Origin of the sequence: Bacillus sp. FSL L8-0099 (assembly GCF_038006385.1) — a bacterium.
In the GTDB taxonomy this organism is placed as follows: Bacteria; Bacillota; Bacilli; order Bacillales; family Bacillaceae_G; genus Bacillus_A; species Bacillus_A toyonensis.
In genome coordinates this window covers 3,818,618-3,836,082 of sequence record NZ_JBBOVC010000001.1, presented here as the reverse complement: position 1 = coordinate 3,836,082, position 17,465 = coordinate 3,818,618, and the positions used below count along the sequence as shown (strand labels likewise).

Annotated in this window: 15 protein-coding genes; all 15 read left to right on the top strand. The window is 38.1% G+C overall.

Going from position 1 to position 17,465, the window contains the following annotated elements:
* Positions 1-9 precede the first annotated feature (9 nt).
* The 15 genes from tsf to MHH42_RS19225 all read left to right on the top strand — a co-directional run bounded on the left by tsf (position 10) and on the right by MHH42_RS19225 (position 17,460).
* A complete protein-coding gene (gene tsf, locus MHH42_RS19295) occupies positions 10-897 on the top strand; it encodes a translation elongation factor Ts (RefSeq protein WP_001018579.1) in 888 nt (295 codons plus the stop codon).
* Between the two features lie 66 nt (positions 898-963).
* On the top strand, positions 964-1,686 hold the full coding sequence (gene pyrH / locus MHH42_RS19290) for a UMP kinase (protein ID WP_000042662.1): 723 nt from the start codon (positions 964-966) through the stop codon (positions 1,684-1,686).
* Positions 1,687-1,688: 2 nt separating this feature from the next.
* Positions 1,689-2,246, top strand: coding sequence for a ribosome recycling factor (frr, locus tag MHH42_RS19285; protein WP_000531505.1), 558 nt, complete (start codon positions 1,689-1,691; stop codon positions 2,244-2,246).
* Positions 2,247-2,331: 85 nt separating this feature from the next.
* Positions 2,332-3,108: an isoprenyl transferase gene (gene uppS / locus MHH42_RS19280; protein ID WP_000971308.1), complete on the top strand. Its 777-nt coding sequence runs from the start codon at positions 2,332-2,334 to the stop codon at positions 3,106-3,108.
* 17 nt (positions 3,109-3,125) lie between these two features.
* Entirely contained in the window at positions 3,126-3,917 is a 792-nt protein-coding gene (gene cdsA / locus MHH42_RS19275; RefSeq protein ID WP_000813595.1) for a phosphatidate cytidylyltransferase, read from the top strand.
* 23 nt (positions 3,918-3,940) lie between these two features.
* Positions 3,941-5,083, top strand: a complete 1,143-nt coding sequence (gene dxr, locus MHH42_RS19270) for a 1-deoxy-D-xylulose-5-phosphate reductoisomerase (protein WP_000790354.1) — start codon at positions 3,941-3,943, stop codon at positions 5,081-5,083.
* Between the two features lie 17 nt (positions 5,084-5,100).
* Positions 5,101-6,357 carry an RIP metalloprotease RseP gene (gene rseP / locus MHH42_RS19265; RefSeq protein ID WP_001090232.1) on the top strand — a complete coding sequence of 419 codons (1,257 nt, stop codon included), beginning with the start codon at positions 5,101-5,103 and terminating at the stop codon, positions 6,355-6,357.
* A gap of 109 nt (positions 6,358-6,466) precedes the next feature.
* On the top strand, positions 6,467-8,167 hold the full coding sequence (locus MHH42_RS19260) for a proline--tRNA ligase (RefSeq protein WP_000814325.1): 1,701 nt from the start codon (positions 6,467-6,469) through the stop codon (positions 8,165-8,167).
* Between the two features lie 124 nt (positions 8,168-8,291).
* Positions 8,292-12,593, top strand: a complete 4,302-nt coding sequence (locus MHH42_RS19255) for a PolC-type DNA polymerase III (protein ID WP_016109019.1) — start codon at positions 8,292-8,294, stop codon at positions 12,591-12,593.
* Positions 12,594-12,926: 333 nt separating this feature from the next.
* Positions 12,927-13,397: a ribosome maturation factor RimP gene (gene rimP / locus MHH42_RS19250; protein ID WP_000359095.1), complete on the top strand. Its 471-nt coding sequence runs from the start codon at positions 12,927-12,929 to the stop codon at positions 13,395-13,397.
* 17 nt (positions 13,398-13,414) lie between these two features.
* On the top strand, positions 13,415-14,521 hold the full coding sequence (gene nusA / locus MHH42_RS19245) for a transcription termination factor NusA (protein ID WP_000102596.1): 1,107 nt from the start codon (positions 13,415-13,417) through the stop codon (positions 14,519-14,521).
* Between the two features lie 11 nt (positions 14,522-14,532).
* Positions 14,533-14,805, top strand: a complete 273-nt coding sequence (gene rnpM / locus MHH42_RS19240; RefSeq protein WP_000071127.1) for an RNase P modulator RnpM — start codon at positions 14,533-14,535, stop codon at positions 14,803-14,805.
* Entirely contained in the window at positions 14,806-15,117 is a 312-nt protein-coding gene (locus MHH42_RS19235) for a YlxQ family RNA-binding protein (protein WP_001286525.1), read from the top strand.
* A 4-nt stretch (positions 15,118-15,121) separates the two neighbouring features.
* Complete coding sequence (infB, locus tag MHH42_RS19230; RefSeq protein ID WP_000036352.1) at positions 15,122-17,182, top strand: translation initiation factor IF-2; 2,061 nt, start codon at positions 15,122-15,124, stop codon at positions 17,180-17,182.
* Positions 17,179-17,460: a DUF503 domain-containing protein gene (locus tag MHH42_RS19225; protein WP_000582364.1), complete on the top strand. Its 282-nt coding sequence runs from the start codon at positions 17,179-17,181 to the stop codon at positions 17,458-17,460. The genes infB and MHH42_RS19225 overlap by 4 nt, the downstream gene beginning before the upstream one ends.
* The last annotated feature ends 5 nt before the right edge of the window (positions 17,461-17,465 follow it).

The window sequence follows — 17,465 nt, the reverse complement described above, 5'->3', positions numbered from 1 at the left end:
ATGAAAAACATGGCAATCACTGCACAAATGGTAAAAGAACTTCGTGAAAAAACAGGCGCAGGTATGATGGACTGCAAAAAGGCTTTAACTGAAACAAACGGCGACATGGAGAAAGCAATTGACTTCTTACGTGAAAAAGGTATTGCAAAAGCTGCTAAAAAAGCTGACCGCATCGCTGCTGAAGGTTTAACTTTCATCGAAACAAACGGTAACGACGGTTTAATCTTAGAATTAAACTCTGAAACTGATTTTGTTGCGAAAAACGAAGGTTTCCAAGCTTTAATTAAAGAATTAGCTGCTCACTTATTAGCTAACAAACCAGCTAACGTTGAAGAAGCTATGGCTCAAACAATTGAAGGCGGTAAAACAGTAGAAGAGCACATCAATGAAGCAATTGCTAAAATTGGTGAAAAACTTACACTTCGTCGTTTCGAAATCGTATCAAAAACGGATGCTGATGCATTCGGCGCTTACCTACACATGGGTGGACGTATTGGTGTATTAACAGTTCTTGAAGGTTCTACTGACGAAGCAGCTGCTAAAGATGTAGCAATGCACATTGCAGCAGTTAACCCTAAATACATTGACCGTGATGCTGTAACAGCTGAAGAAGTTGAGCATGAGCGTCAAGTATTAACACAACAAGCTTTAAACGAAGGCAAGCCTGAAAAAATCGTTGCAAAAATGGTAGAAGGCCGTCTTGGCAAATTCTTCGAAGAAATTTGCTTACTTGACCAAGCATTCGTTAAAAACCCTGATATGAAAGTTCGTCAATTCGTTGAGTCTAAAGGCGGAACATTAAAAGGATTCGTTCGCTACGCTGTTGGTGAAGGTATCGAAAAACGCGAAGACAACTTTGCTGAAGAAGTAATGAACCAAGTAAAAGGTAACAACTAATACAGATTAGGGAACACATTGTGTTCCCTTTTTTAAAATAAAGATGTAAGCAATTGGAGGTTCATTATGAGTAAACCGAAATATAATCGTGTCGTTTTAAAGCTGAGCGGAGAAGCTTTAGCTGGCGAGCAAGGATTTGGAATTAACCCAGCTGTTATCAAGTCAGTTGCGGAACAAGTGAAAGAAATTGCAGAACTTGATGTAGAGGTTGCTGTTGTTGTTGGTGGCGGTAACATTTGGCGTGGGAAAATTGGAAGCGAAATGGGCATGGATCGTGCAGGAGCAGATTACATGGGCATGTTAGCGACAGTTATGAATTCACTAGCTCTTCAAGATAGTTTAGAGAATATTGGAATTCAAACTCGCGTTCAAACTTCAATTGAGATGCGTCAAGTGGCAGAGCCTTACATTCGTCGTAAAGCAATTCGTCACTTAGAGAAAAAACGTGTTGTTATCTTTGCCGCAGGTACTGGTAACCCATACTTCTCTACAGATACGACAGCAGCATTACGTGCAGCGGAAATCGAAGCGGACGTTATTTTAATGGCGAAAAATAATGTGGATGGCGTATATAGTGCAGATCCATCTATTGATCCAACTGCTACGAAGTACGAAACGCTTACTTACTTAGATGTATTAAAAGAAGGTTTAGGTGTAATGGATTCTACAGCTTCTTCTCTATGTATGGATAATGATATTCCATTAATTGTATTCTCGGTTATGGAAAAAGGTAATATTAAACGTGCCGTTTTAGGCGAAAATATCGGAACAGTCGTAAGGGGGAAATAATTATGGGACAACAAGTATTGAAGTCTTCAAATGAAAAAATGGAAAAAGCAGTTGCTGCTTATTCTCGTGAATTAGCAACAGTTCGCGCTGGTCGTGCAAGCTCGTCTGTATTAGATAAGGTACAAGTTGATTACTATGGTGCACCAACACCAGTTGTGCAATTAGCGAACATTACAGTTCCAGAAGCACGTTTGCTTGTAATTCAACCGTATGATAAAACTTCTATCGGTGATATTGAAAAAGCAATTTTAAAAGCAGATTTAGGCTTAAACCCTTCTAATGACGGAACTGTAATTCGTATTGCATTCCCTGCATTAACAGAAGAGCGTCGTCGTGATCTTGTAAAAGTTGTGAAAAAATATGCTGAAGAAGCAAAAGTTGCGGTTCGTAACGTACGTCGTGACGGTAACGATGATCTTAAGAAGCTTGAAAAAGCTGGCGAGATTACGGAAGATGATTTAAGAGGATATACTGAAGATATCCAAAAAGAAACAGATAAATATATTGCAAAAGTTGACGAAATCGCAAAAAACAAAGAAAAAGAAATCATGGAAGTGTAATAGCGATAACTTCGCAAATATGACCCTCTTCTTAAGGGGGTCTTTTTACACTTTTAGGCATATGTCTGCTTGCTGGAGGGTATGAATGATGTTTAAAAACTTTCCTTTTTTTAAAAGTAAAAAGGACGCATCGTTTGATCATCTCGTTGAAGAAGTGAAAAAAGGGTATATACCAGAACATATTGCCATCATTATGGATGGTAATGGAAGATGGGCAAAGAGGAGAGCTATGCCTCGTATTGCGGGACATCATGAAGGTATGCAAGTTGTAAAGAAAATCACAAAATTTGCAAGTAAGCTTAATGTGAAAGTGTTAACTCTTTATGCTTTTTCAACTGAGAACTGGAAAAGACCGAAAAAGGAAGTTGACTATTTAATGAGGCTTCCAGAAGAATTTCTAGGTACATTTTTACCAGAATTGATTGAAGAAAACGTACAAGTCCGAGTAATAGGGCAAAAAGATCGTCTTCCTACGCATACACGCAGAGCGATGGAAAAAGCCATGGAAGATACGCAAGAGAATACGGGATTAATTCTCAATTTCGCGTTAAACTATGGAAGTCGAGATGAAATCGTTTCTGCTGTGCAACATATGATGAAAGATAGTGAGGAAGGAAAAATTCGTGCTGAAGAGATAAGTGAAGAAATGATTTCTTCCTACTTAATGACGGGTTCTTTACCTGATCCAGAGTTGTTAATTCGTACAAGCGGAGAGCTACGTATTAGTAATTTCATGTTATGGCAAATTGCATATTCGGAATTTTGGTTTACGGATGTGTATTGGCCAGACTTTACGGAAGAACATTTGCTTAGTGCGATTACAGACTTTCAACATAGAGGGCGCAGATTCGGAGGCGTGTAGAAAGAGAGGGTTTGGTAGTGAAACAGAGAATTATTACTGGAGTGGTTGCTGCCGCGCTATTCATTCCCATCGTAATTTACGGTGGCGTGCCTTTTACGGTTTTAGTGTATGCACTTGCTTCTATAGGTTTATATGAGTTAATTCGAATGAATAAGCTTACGCTTATTTCAGTACCAACAGTTTTAGCTGCGGTATTATTATGGACTATTTTAGTTCCAAGTAGTGCATCAGAACTATTTAGGTGGATTGGATTAGGTAAATTAGAAATTACGTTTGTGATTGTTTTATTACTTTTATCATATACAGTCCTTTCTAAGAATACATTTACTTTTGATAATGCTTCATTTTTACTTATGGCAACAACATATGTTGCAATGGGATTCTTATATCTGAATGAAACGAGAATATTAGGAATTAAATATGTGTTTTGCGCATTATTTGTTATATGGGCTACTGATTCAGGTGCATATTTCGTAGGAAAAGCATTAGGAAAAAGAAAATTATGGCCAGAAATTAGTCCAAATAAAACGATTGAAGGTTCAGTAGGTGGCATCGTTTGTGGAATTATTGTGGCACTTGTATACAACGTGTTCTTCCCAGTTGAATCGAATGTAGTAATTTTAATTGTGCTGACAATTATCATTTCTATTTTTGGACAAATTGGTGATTTAGTACAATCTGCATTTAAACGTCATTATGGCGTAAAAGATTCAGGTACAATTTTACCTGGACATGGTGGTATATTAGATCGAACAGATAGTTGGTTATTTGTGTTACCAATTCTCTACTTCTTATTGCAATACAATTAATAAATGAACGAGGGGTTGGAGTCATGAAAAACATTAGTTTATTAGGTGCAAGCGGATCAATTGGTACACAAACTTTAGATGTGTTACGCTCGCACCCAGACCAATTCCGTCTCGTTGCTTTTTCTGTAGGGAAAAATATTGACTACGCAGTAAAAGTAATTCAAGAATTTTCTCCGCAAATCGTTTCTGTGCAAAGAGCAGAAGATGTTATAAAATTACAAGCTGTTTCTGGTAATACAAAAGTTGTGTATGGTAGTGAAGGTCTTTTAGAAGTAGCATTACATCCAGATGCGGAGATTTTAGTAAATGCCGTTGTAGGTAGCGTAGGGTTGTTACCAACACTTCGTGCAATTGAGGCGAAAAAAACAATTGGAATTGCAAATAAAGAAACGTTAGTAACTGCAGGGCATCTAGTAATGGAAGCGGCGCGAAAACATAATGTTTCGTTACTTCCGGTAGATAGTGAACATTCAGCTATTTTTCAATGCTTGAATGGTGAAAATGAAAAAAGAATTTCTCGACTCATTATAACGGCTTCTGGTGGAAGTTTCCGTGATAAAACGAGAGATGAATTGCATCATGTGACCGTAGAAGATGCGCTTCGACATCCAAACTGGTCAATGGGTTCGAAAATTACAATTGATTCTGCTACAATGATGAATAAGGGACTAGAAGTAATTGAAGCACATTGGCTTTTTGGTATCCCTTATGAGCAAATTGATGTTGTTTTACATAAAGAAAGTATTATTCATTCTATGGTTGAATTTGAAGATCGTAGTGTAATGGCGCAGCTTGGCTCACCTGATATGCGAGTACCAATTCAATACGCGCTTACATATCCTGATAGATTACCTCTTTCAGATACAAAACAGTTAAACTTATGGGAAATGGGAACATTGCATTTTGAAAAAATGAACCAAGAACGTTTCCGTTGTCTACGTTTTGCGTATGAGGCTGGGAAAACAGGTGGAAGTATGCCAGCTGTAATGAACGCTGCAAATGAAGTAGCTGTTGAAGCTTTTTTACAAAAGAGAATTGGTTTCTTAACAGTGGAAGACCTCATTGAAAAAGCAATGAACCATCACAATGTCATTGCACGTCCGAGCTTAGAGGAAATTCTGGAAATTGATGCAGCCACAAGACGGTTTGTGATGGAACAAATTTAGCAAAGGTGGTTATGGAATTGAATACAGCGATTGCCTTTATATTAATTTTCGGTGCACTCGTATTTTTCCATGAGCTAGGGCATCTATATTTCGCGAAAAGAGCAGGCATTTTATGCCGCGAGTTTGCGATTGGTTTTGGTCCGAAAATATTCTCATTTGAAAAGAATGAAACGGTGTATACGATTCGATTACTGCCCCTTGGTGGCTATGTAAGAATGGCTGGCGAGGATGCGGACACAGTTGAGTTAAAGCCAGGGAAAAAGGTTGGCCTTGTGCTAAATGAAAAAGACGAAGCTGTGAAATTAGTTTTTGATGGATATGAAAAATATCCAAATGTTCGTGTTATTGAAGTCGAACAAGCCGATTTAGAGCATAATCTAACGATTTCAGGCTATGAAGAGTATGAGGAAGAGCTTCAAACATTCCGAGTGAATGAAAAGGCTCGTATCATTACTGCTGGAGAAGAAATTCAAATTGCTCCGTATAACAGGCAATTTGGCTCTAAAAAATTGGGTCAACGTGCTTTAACAATCTTTGCGGGTCCTGCAATGAACTTCATTTTAGCATTTGTTATTTTTGTGATTCTTGGATTTGTACAAGGGGTTCCCATTGACAAACCAATGGTCGGAAAAATAATGGAAAATAGTGCAGCGCAGCAAGCTGGATTAAAAGAAAACGATACAATTCAAGCAATTGATGGGAAAAGTACAAGTACATGGAAAGATGTTGTTGCCATTGTACGTGAAAACCCGAATAAAGAAATTACGTTACAAGTAAAGCGTGATAATGAACAGCTTAATGTAAAAGTAACTCCAACACTCGATAAAGAAGGTAAAGAAGAAGTTGGTAGAATTGGTGTTTACTCTCCTGTAGAGAAAACAGTGATGGGTTCGATTAAATCAGGATTTGAACAAACGTACGAATGGACGAAACTAATTTTTGAGTCTCTTGTGAAATTAGTAACTGGTCAATTTTCTATTAATGAGTTGTCAGGTCCAGTAGGAATTTACAATCTAACAGATCAAGTCGTAGATTATGGATTTACGCGTGTGCTAAGTTTAGCGGCAGTTTTAAGTATAAACCTTGGTTTATTTAATCTATTACCAGTCCCTGCTTTAGACGGTGGACGTTTATTCTTCTTCTTAATCGAAGCGTTACGAGGAAAACCGATTGACCGTCAAAAAGAAGGAATGGTCCACTTTATTGGTTTTGCATTATTAATGTTACTAATGTTAGTTGTAACATGGAATGACATTCGTAAGTTTTTCTTGTAAAATAAAGTGAAACTTATAATGAAATAGAGCTCGTAGAATAAAATCCCTCACCTAACCCGAGGTGAGGGGTTTTACTGCGTGTAAGAGTAAAATGAAGAGGTGCGAATAAATGAAACAAAGTATGGTATTCAGTCCTACATTACGTGAAGTTCCAGCTGATGCTGAAATTAAGAGTCATCAATTATTACTTCGCGCAGGTTTTATGCGTCAAAATGCTTCTGGTATTTATAGTTTTCTACCATTTGGTTTAAAAGTACTACACAAAGTAGAACGTATCGTTCGAGAAGAAATGGAACGCGCAGGAGCTGTAGAATTATTAATGCCAGCGATGCAAGCTGCAGAATTATGGCAAGAATCAGGCCGTTGGTATTCTTACGGATCTGAATTAATGCGTATGAAAGATCGTAACGCTCGTGAATTTGCTTTAGGGGCGACACATGAAGAAGTAATTACTGATCTTGTACGTGATGAAGTAAAATCATATAAAAAATTACCGTTAACGCTATACCAAATTCAAACAAAGTTCCGTGACGAACAAAGACCTCGTTTCGGTTTATTACGTGGAAGAGAGTTTCTAATGAAAGATGCCTATTCTTTCCACGCTACGCAGGAGAGCTTAGATGAAGTGTATGATCGCTTATATAAAGCATACTCTAACATTTTTGCTCGTTGTGGCTTAAATTTCCGTGCGGTTATTGCTGACTCTGGAGCAATGGGCGGAAAAGATACACATGAATTTATGGTATTATCTGATGTTGGTGAAGATACTATTGCATACTCGGATACATCCAATTATGCAGCGAACATCGAAATGGCTCCTGTTGTAGCTACGTATACGAAGAGTGACGAAGCAGAAAAGGCACTTGAAAAAGTAGCAACGCCAGATCAAAAAGCAATTGAAGAAGTATCTGCATTCTTAAACATTGAAGCAGAACAGTGTATTAAGTCTATGGTATTTAAAGTAGACGAGAAATTAGTAGTTGTACTTGTTCGTGGTGATCATGAAGTAAACGATGTAAAAGTGAAAAATGTATACGGCGCTTCAGTTGTTGAGCTTGCTTCTCATGAAGAAGTAAAAGAATTATTAAATTGTGAAGTTGGTTCATTAGGACCGATTGGTGTAACAGGTGATATCGAAATTATTGCTGACCATGCTGTAGCATCAATTGTAAACGGATGTTCAGGAGCGAATGAAGAAGGGTTCCATTATGTAAATGTAAATCCAGAACGTGACTTTAAAGTAAGTCAATATACAGATTTACGCTTCATCCAAGAAGGAGACCAATCTCCAGATGGAAACGGAACAATTCTTTTCGCACGCGGAATTGAAGTTGGTCATGTATTTAAATTAGGAACTCGCTATAGTGAAGCGATGAACGCAACATTCCTAGATGAAAACGGGAAAACACAAGCACTTATTATGGGTTGTTACGGTATCGGTGTATCTCGTACAGTGGCAGCAATTGCAGAGCAGTTTAATGATGAGAACGGCTTAGTTTGGCCAAAAGCTGTAGCACCGTTCCATGTGCATGTAATTCCAGTAAATATGAAATCTGATGCACAACGTGAAATGGGTAAAAATATTTACAACTCATTACAAGAGCAAGGATATGAAGTATTACTAGATGATCGTGCAGAACGTGCAGGTGTTAAATTTGCAGATGCAGATTTATTTGGCCTTCCAGTTCGCGTTACGGTTGGTAAAAAAGCAGATGAAGGTATTGTAGAAGTGAAAGTACGTGCTACAGGCGAGTCTGAAGAAGTGAAAGTAGAAGAACTTCAAACATATATTGCTAATATTTTAAAATAAGAAGAGGTACCTCGTAATGAGGTACCTTCTCTTTCTTTGTAAACGTATTTTGTAAAAGAAGAAGGGAGACGTCTTTCTTTGTAGTACGTTTCAATTTATAATAGCAAATGGAAGGAGAGTGCTTATGTCATTAACAAATGAACAACAAGAGCGATTTCAAATTTTGCTCCAGCAGTTGCAAATACCAGAAGACCTTATAAATCAATATTTACAGGGCGGTGGTATTGAAAAGCTAGTTATTGATAAAGCGAATAAAGGTTGGCATTTTGACTTACAAGTGCCACGTATTTTGCCGACAGAATTATATGAATTGCTAGAAGTGAAGCTTAAGCAATCATTTTCTCATATTGCAAGAACAACATTTGCATTACAAGCAGAGAATAAACAATTTACAGAAGAAGAAGTGAAGGCATATTGGCCGCTTTGTACGGAGCGAATTACATTTTCACCTATGTTTGCTTACTTAAAGAAGCAACTACCTCAGGTAAATGGAGTGAAGTTGTTAATAAATGTGAATAACGAGTTAGAATCTACTGCTTTAAAGAAAAATGTTACGAAACCAGTAGGTGATCAATACGAAGCTTTTGGATTCCCACGTTTTCAGTTAGACACACATATAAAGCAAAATGCAGAAGAAATGCAAAAGTTTCGTGAGCAAACTCAGCAAGAAGACCGTGAGCGTGTAATACAAGCTATGGAAGAAATGGCGAAGAAGCAAGCTGAAGAAAGTAGCGTTGTGCATGAAGGACCGGTTGTACTCGGATATCTTATTAAGCCAGATGAAGAGATTACACCGATGCGAGAAATTCAAGATGAAGAACGAAGAAAAACGGTTCAAGGGTATGTATTCCATGTAGAAACAAAAGAGCTTCGTAGTGGGCGTACGTTATTAACTTTAAAAATAACGGACTATACGGATTCTATTATGATCAAAATGTTTTCGCGTGACAAAGAAGATATTCCAATGCTGCAATCCTTGAGAAAAGGAATGTGGGTGAAAGCACGTGGTTCTGTTCAAAATGATACATTCGTTCGAGATTTAGTAATGATTGCAAACGATATTAATGAAATAACAGGACCATCTCGTAAAGATAAGGCGCCAGAAGGTGAAAAACGTGTAGAGCTTCACCTTCATACCCCAATGAGTCAAATGGACGCTGTTACGCCTGTCTCTAGGCTTGTTGCTCAAGCTGGTAAATGGGGACATGAGGCTATTGCAGTTACAGACCATGCTGTTGCTCAGTCTTTCCCAGAAGCATACTCTGCGGGTAAAAAGGCTGGGGTTAAAGTTATATACGGTGTAGAGGCAAATTTAGTTAATGATGGTGTACCGATCGCATATAACGAAGCGCATCGTTTACTTGCAGAGGAAACGTATGTTGTTTTCGACGTTGAGACGACAGGTTTATCAGCTGTATACGATACAGTCATTGAGTTAGCTGCCGTAAAGATAAAAGGTGGCGAAATCATTGATCGTTTTGAATCTTTCGCAAATCCGCATCAACCATTATCTGCGACGATTATTGAATTAACAGGTATTACAGATGATATGTTAACTGATGCACCAGAAGTGGACGAAGTGTTTAAAAAGTTTGAGGAATGGATGGGTGACCATACACTTGTTGCTCATAACGCAAGCTTTGATATGGGCTTTATTAACGTAGGTTTTAAAAAGGCAGGGCTAGCAAAAACGAATAACCCTGTTATTGATACGTTAGAACTTGCGCGGTTCTTATTCCCGGAAATGAAAAACCATCGATTAAATACGATGTGTAAAAAGCTTGATATTGAATTAACGCAACATCACCGTGCGATTTATGATACTGAAGCAACGGGATACTTACTTGTGAAAATGCTAAAAGATGTAATTGAAAAGGGATTTGAATATCATGATCAATTAAATGATAGTATGGGACAAGGGGATGCGTATAAACGTGGGCGTCCAAGTCATATGACATTACTTGCTACATCAGATGTTGGATTGAAAAATTTATATAAACTTGTTTCATATTCTCACCTGAATTATTTTTACCGTGTGCCACGTGTACCAAGGTCACTATTAAAAAAATATCGTGAAGGAATTTTAGTAGGAACGGCTTGTGATAAAGGTGAAGTGTTTGAGGCAATGATGCAAAAAGCACCTGAAGAAGTAGAAGAAATTGCGCAATTCTATGATTACATTGAAGTAATGCCTCCAGAGGTGTTACGTCATTTAGTAGAACGTGAACTTGTTCGAGATGAAGGACAATTAAAAACAATTATTTCTAACTTAGTAAAACTGGGTGAGACGTTAGATAAACCGGTTGTCGCTACAGGGAACGTGCATTATTTAGATCAAGAGGATGCTATGTATCGTAAAATTTTAGTGAGTTCGCAGGGCGGAGCAAATCCGTTAAATCGACATTCATTACCGCCGGTACATTTCCGTACAACAGATGAGATGTTAGAGTGTTTTTCATTTTTAGGTGAAGACAAAGCGAAAGAAATTGTAGTAACGAATACACAAAAGGTTGCGTCATTAATTGGTGATGTTCATCCAGTAAAAGATGATTTATACACACCGAAAATTGAAGGTGCTGATGATGAAACGCGTGATATGAGTTATAAAATGGCGCGTAGCATTTATGGGGAAGAGCTACCAGAAATCGTAGAAGCCCGATTGGAAAAAGAATTAAAAAGTATTATCGGACATGGATTTGCTGTAATTTATTTAATTTCACATAAGCTGGTGAAAAAATCGTTAGTAGACGGATATTTAGTAGGTTCGCGTGGATCTGTAGGTTCATCATTCGTTGCAACGATGATGGAAATTACAGAAGTAAATCCATTACCACCACATTATGTATGTCCGAAGTGTAAGGAATCAGAATTCTTTAATGACGGCTCGGTAGGTTCTGGTTTTGATTTACCAGATAAAGAATGTCCAACATGTAATGTTTCATATGTAAAAGATGGACATGATATTCCGTTCGAAACGTTCCTTGGATTTAAAGGAGATAAGGTACCCGATATCGATTTGAACTTCTCCGGCGAATACCAACCACGTGCCCATAACTATACGAAAATACTGTTCGGTGAAGATTATGTATATCGTGCAGGAACGATTGGTACAGTTGCAGAAAAAACGGCTTATGGATATGTAAAAGGTTATGCAAATGATCATAATTTAACGATACGAAATGCAGAAATTGACCGCTTAGTAGCAGGGTGTACCGGTGTAAAACGTACAACTGGACAGCATCCAGGTGGTATTATCGTTGTGCCAGATTACATGGACATCTTTGATTTCTCACCAATACAGTATCCGGCAGATTCAATAGGGGCTGAGTGGAGAACGACACACTTTGATTTCCACTCAATTCATGATAATTTATTGAAACTTGATATACTAGGACACGATGATCCGACAGTTATTCGTATGTTACAAGATTTAAGTGGTATTGATCCGAAAACAATCCCAACAGATGATCCGGAAGTAATGAAAATTTTCTCAGGTCCGGAATCATTAGGAGTAACGGAAGAACAAATTAACTGTAAAACAGGTACACTTGGTATACCGGAATTCGGTACGAAATTCGTAAGACAAATGTTAGAAGAGACAAAACCAACGACATTCTCAGAGTTAGTCCAAATCTCTGGACTATCACATGGTACGGACGTATGGCTCGGTAATGCAAACGAGTTAATTTATAACGGTACATGTACGCTGAGTGAAGTTATCGGTTGTCGTGATGACATCATGGTATATTTAATCTATCAAGGTTTAGATCCATCATTAGCCTTCAAAATTATGGAGTCGGTTCGTAAAGGTAAAGGTGTACCGGAAGAATGGGAAGAGGACATGAAAAGTAATAATGTACCAGGTTGGTATATTGATTCATGTAAGAAGATTAAATACATGTTCCCTAAAGCCCATGCGGCTGCTTACGTACTTATGGCTGTACGTATCGCATATTTTAAAGTACATTTTGCACTTTTATTCTATGCGGCATACTTTACGGTTCGTGCAGATGACTTTGATGTAGAGGCGATGGCAAAAGGTTCAGCATCTATACGTGTAAAGATTGATGAAATTGCGCAAAAAGGATTAGATGCAGCGCCGAAAGAGAAGAGTTTATTAACGGTACTAGAAATGACACTTGAAATGTGTGAGCGTGGATACTCATTCCAAAAGGTTGATTTATATCGCTCGCATGCAACAGAATTCATTATTGATGGAGACTCATTAATTCCTCCATTTAATGCGGTGCCTGGTCTTGGTACAAACGCAGCTTTAAGTATCGTAGAAGCTCGTAAAAATGGAGATTTCTTATCAAAAGAAGATTTACAGCAGCGCAGTAAGGTTTCTAAAACGATTATTGAGTATTTAGATAGTCAAGGTTGCTTAGGTGATCTACCTGATCAAAACCAATTATCACTGTTCTAGCAGGTAGGAAAAGTCTTTGCAAATCAGTATTTGCTATGGTATACTATTAACCGAGATAACCATGTCATGTATATTGTGTGAAAAAAAGAGTGGGGAAACCCACTCTTTCGTGTTACTATCTACGTTTTATTGATGTAGAGAGGTAAGAAATTTCTGTCGTATATACATATTTTGTTACAAGTTTTACTTCTTAAATTTGGTAATACTAAGACAGATATTCCCTGCTTAACGGCAGGGGCTTTTGTTAGCTAACGAGAAAGAATAAGATAGACCGTTTTTATGGACGGAATCTTTTCTTGTAAATGGTACATGGCGGCAGGAAGGAGGCTGTTTATGGATAAGAAAGTCACAGAAGTTGTAGAAGCATTTGCGCAGCCGATCGTTGAAGAGTTAAATCTTGAACTTGTAGATGTAGAGTATGTGAAAGAAGGACAGGACTGGTTCTTACGCGTATTCATCGATTCTGAAAAGGGAGTCGACATTGAAGAATGCGGTGCGGTAAGTGAACGTTTAAGCGAAGCTTTAGATAAAGAGGATCCAATTCCTCATCTTTACTTTTTGGATGTATCATCTCCTGGAGCAGAACGCCCATTAAAGAAAGAGAAAGACTTCCAGCAAGCGGTAGGAAAACAAGTGGCAATTAAAACATATGAGCCGATTGATGGTGAAAAAATGTTTGAAGGAAAGCTACTTTCCTACGATGGTACTACAATTACACTATTATTAACAATTAAAACACGTAAAAAAGAAATCCAAATTCCAATGGATAAAGTTGCAAATGCGCGACTTGCTGTTACGTTTTAGTTAGAAGGGGGATCTTCATGAGCACTGAGTTGTTAGATGCCTTGCTCGTATTAGAGTCAGAAAAAGGAATTAGCAAAGATATTATTATTGATGCGATTGAAGCAGCATTAATCTCTGCTTATAAACGCAATTTTAACCAAGCACAAAACGTTCGTGTGAGCTTTAACCCAGAAGTGGGAACAATTCAAGTTTTAGCACGTAAAGACGTTGTTGATAATGTGTTTGATCCACGTCTTGAAATTTCTGTTGAAGAAGCAAGACAAATTAATCCAAACTATCAAGATGGTGACGTACTAGAAATTGAAGTAACACCAAAAGATTTCGGCCGCATTGCAGCACAAACTGCAAAACAGGTTGTAACACAACGAGTGCGTGAAGCAGAGCGTGGTGTTATTTACTCGGAGTTTAGTGACCGTGAAGAAGACATCATGGTTGGTATTGTACAACGTCAAGATGCTCGTTTCATCTATGTAAGCTTAGGGAAAGTAGAAGCTTTATTACCTGTAAGTGAGCAAATGCCAAACGAACAATACAAACCACATGATCGCATTCGCGTATTCATTACGAAAGTAGAAAAAACAACGAAGGGACCACAAATTTACGTATCACGTACACATCCTGGTCTTTTAAAACGTTTATTCGAAATGGAAGTTCCTGAGATTTATGATGGAACTGTTGAAATTCGTTCTGTGGCACGTGAAGCAGGCGATCGTTCTAAAATTTCTGTACATGCAGAGAACATTGATGTTGATCCAGTAGGCTCTTGTGTAGGACCGAAAGGACAACGTGTACAACGCATTGTAGATGAATTAAAAGGTGAAAAGATTGACATCGTTCGCTGGTCAAATGATCCAGTAGAATATGTTGCAAATGCTTTAAGCCCATCACAAGTTGTTAAAGTACTTGTAGATGAAGAAGAAAAAGCAACAACTGTTGTTGTTCCAGACCACCAACTTTCATTAGCTATCGGTAAGCGTGGACAAAACGCGCGTCTTGCAGCTAAATTAACAGGTTGGAAAATTGATATTAAGAGTGAGTCTGATGCGAAACAACTAGGTATTGTAACAGAAGAAGATAGCGTAATCGCATTCGGATTCGATTCAGTTGAAGACGAAATCGAATAGAGGTGATGAGTATGAGCAATCGAAAAGTTCCGTTACGAAAATGTGTTGCAACGCAAGAAATGAAATCAAAACGAGAGCTCGTTCGCATTGTTCGTTCCAAAGAGGGAGAAGTGTCCATTGATTTAACTGGAAAGAAATCAGGACGAGGTGCTTATTTATCGAAAGATAAAGAAAGTATTCTTCAAGCTCAAAAGAAAAATGTTTTGGAACATCATCTAAAAGCGAAAATCGACGGTTCTCTATACGAAGAGCTTCTTGAGCTTGTTGAGAAGGAGTCGAAATAAGTGTCCGATTGGAAATCGTTTTTAGGACTAGCAAACCGGGCTCGGAAAATTATTTCGGGTGAAGAACTTGTTTTAAAAGAAGTACGAAGTGGCAAAGCAAAGCTTGTGTTGCTATCTGAAGATGCGTCAGTGAATACAACAAAACGCATGACGGATAAAACGACGTATTACAACGTACCAATGAGAAAGGTCGAAAATCGACAACAATTAGGGCATGCGATTGGGAGAGATGAGCGAGTCGTTGTAGCTGTGTTAGATGAAGGCTTTGCGAAAAAGCTGCGTAGCATGCTCGATACAAATTACCGGGGGTGAAGGTATGAGTAAAATTCGAGTGCATGAATATGCAAAACAACATAATATCTCAAGTAAAGATCTTATGACAAAACTAAAAGAAATGAATATCGAGGTTTCGAATCATATGACAATGTTAGACGATGAAGTAGTAAACAAATTAGATAATGAGTACCAAGAAGAAAAACCTTCTGTTGCAGATGAGTTTGAAGTAGAAGAGAAAGTTGTTCGCAGTAAAAAGAACAGTAATAAGAAGAAGAAAAAAGGCAAAGATAACGAAGACAAGCGTCAAGATAACTTTGCCGGAAGACAACAAACGCAAATTGTAGAAACACCAGATAAAATTACTTTCTCTGGAAGCCTTACAGTGGGTGAGCTTGCTAAAAAATTAAGCAAAGAGCCGTCTGAAATTATTAAGAAGCTCTTCATGCTAGGAATTATGGCAACAATTAACCAAGACTTAGATAAAGATACAATTGAGTTAATTGCTACTGATTACGGTATTGAAGTAGAAGAAGAAGTAGTTGTAAGTGAAACTGAATTCGAAACATTCATCGATGAGCAAGATGATGAAGAAAACTTAAAAGAGCGTCCAGCTGTTGTTACAATTATGGGACACGTTGACCATGGTAAAACAACTTTACTTGACTCTATTCGTAATTCAAAAGTAACTGCTGGCGAAGCTGGTGGGATTACTCAGCATATTGGTGCATACCAAGTTGAAGTAAACGATAAGAAAATTACATTCTTAGATACGCCTGGTCACGCAGCATTTACAACGATGCGTGCTCGTGGGGCACAAGTAACGGATATTACAATTCTTGTTGTTGCAGCTGATGACGGTGTTATGCCACAAACAGTGGAAGCAATTAGCCATGCGAAAGCAGCTGGAGTACCAATTATTGTTGCTGTGAATAAAATGGATAAACCAGCGGCAAATCCTGATCGCGTAATGCAAGAATTAACAGAATATGAATTGGTTCCAGAAGCATGGGGCGGAGACACAATTTTCGTACCAATCTCTGCAATTCAAGGCGAGGGAATTGACAACTTGCTAGAAATGATTCTTCTTGTGAGTGAAGTAGAAGAATATAAAGCAAATCCAAATCGCTATGCAACTGGTACTGTAATTGAAGCGCAGCTTGATAAAGGTAAAGGAACTATCGCGACATTACTTGTTCAAAACGGTACACTTCGAGTTGGAGATCCAATTGTTGTTGGAACATCATTCGGTCGTGTTCGTGCAATGGTAAGTGATATTGGTCGTCGAGTAAAAGTTGCTGGTCCATCAACTCCTGTTGAAATTACAGGTTTAAATGAAGTACCACAAGCGGGAGATCGTTTCATGGCATTCGCTGATGAGAAGAAAGCTCGTCAAATCGGTGAATCACGTGCACAAGAAGCGTTAGTTGCTCAACGTGGTGAAAAATCTAAATTAAGCCTTGAAGATTTATTCCAACAAATCCAAGAGGGCGATGTAAAAGAAATTAACTTAATTGTGAAAGCAGACGTACAAGGTTCTGTTGAAGCAATGGCTGCATCACTTCGTAAGATCGATGTTGAAGGCGTAAAAGTAAAAATCATTCACACTGGTGTAGGTGCGATTACAGAATCTGATATTATTTTAGCTTCTGCATCTAATGCAATTGTAATTGGATTTAACGTACGCCCTGATGTGAATGCGAAGCGTACAGCTGAATTAGAGAACGTTGATGTTCGTTTACACCGTATTATCTATAAAGTAATCGAAGAAATCGAATCAGCAATGCAAGGGATGCTGGATCCAGAATTCGAAGAGAAAGTAATCGGTCAAGCGGAAGTACGCCAAACGTTCAAAGTAACAAAAGTTGGAACAATTGCAGGTTGTTACGTAATAGACGGTAAAATCACACGTGATAGTGGCGTTCGTATTATCCGTGATGGCGTAGTAATCTTCGAAGGACAACTTGATACGTTAAAACGTTTCAAAGACGACGTAAAAGAAGTTGCACAAAACTATGAGTGTGGTATTACAATTGAGAGATATAATGATCTTAAAGAAGGGGACATCATTGAAGCATATATTATGGAAGAAGTGAAGCGATGATTATCGCTTCACTCTCATTCGAGTGTATGATTTACGATGTGCATTCTTTAAAAGAGAAACGAGCAATTTTGCAAAGGGTGCTCACTCGTGTGAAGCAGCGTTATAACGTAGCTGTTTCAGAAGTAGGGCATCAAGATGTATGGCAACGTACAGAAATTGCAATTGTTTCCGTATCCTCAAATCGTGTTATCTGTGAAAAAGAAATGAATCGTGTACTTGAGTACATCGATTCATTTCCTGAAATTGAACGTACGATAACACAATTGGAATGGTACTGAATGAG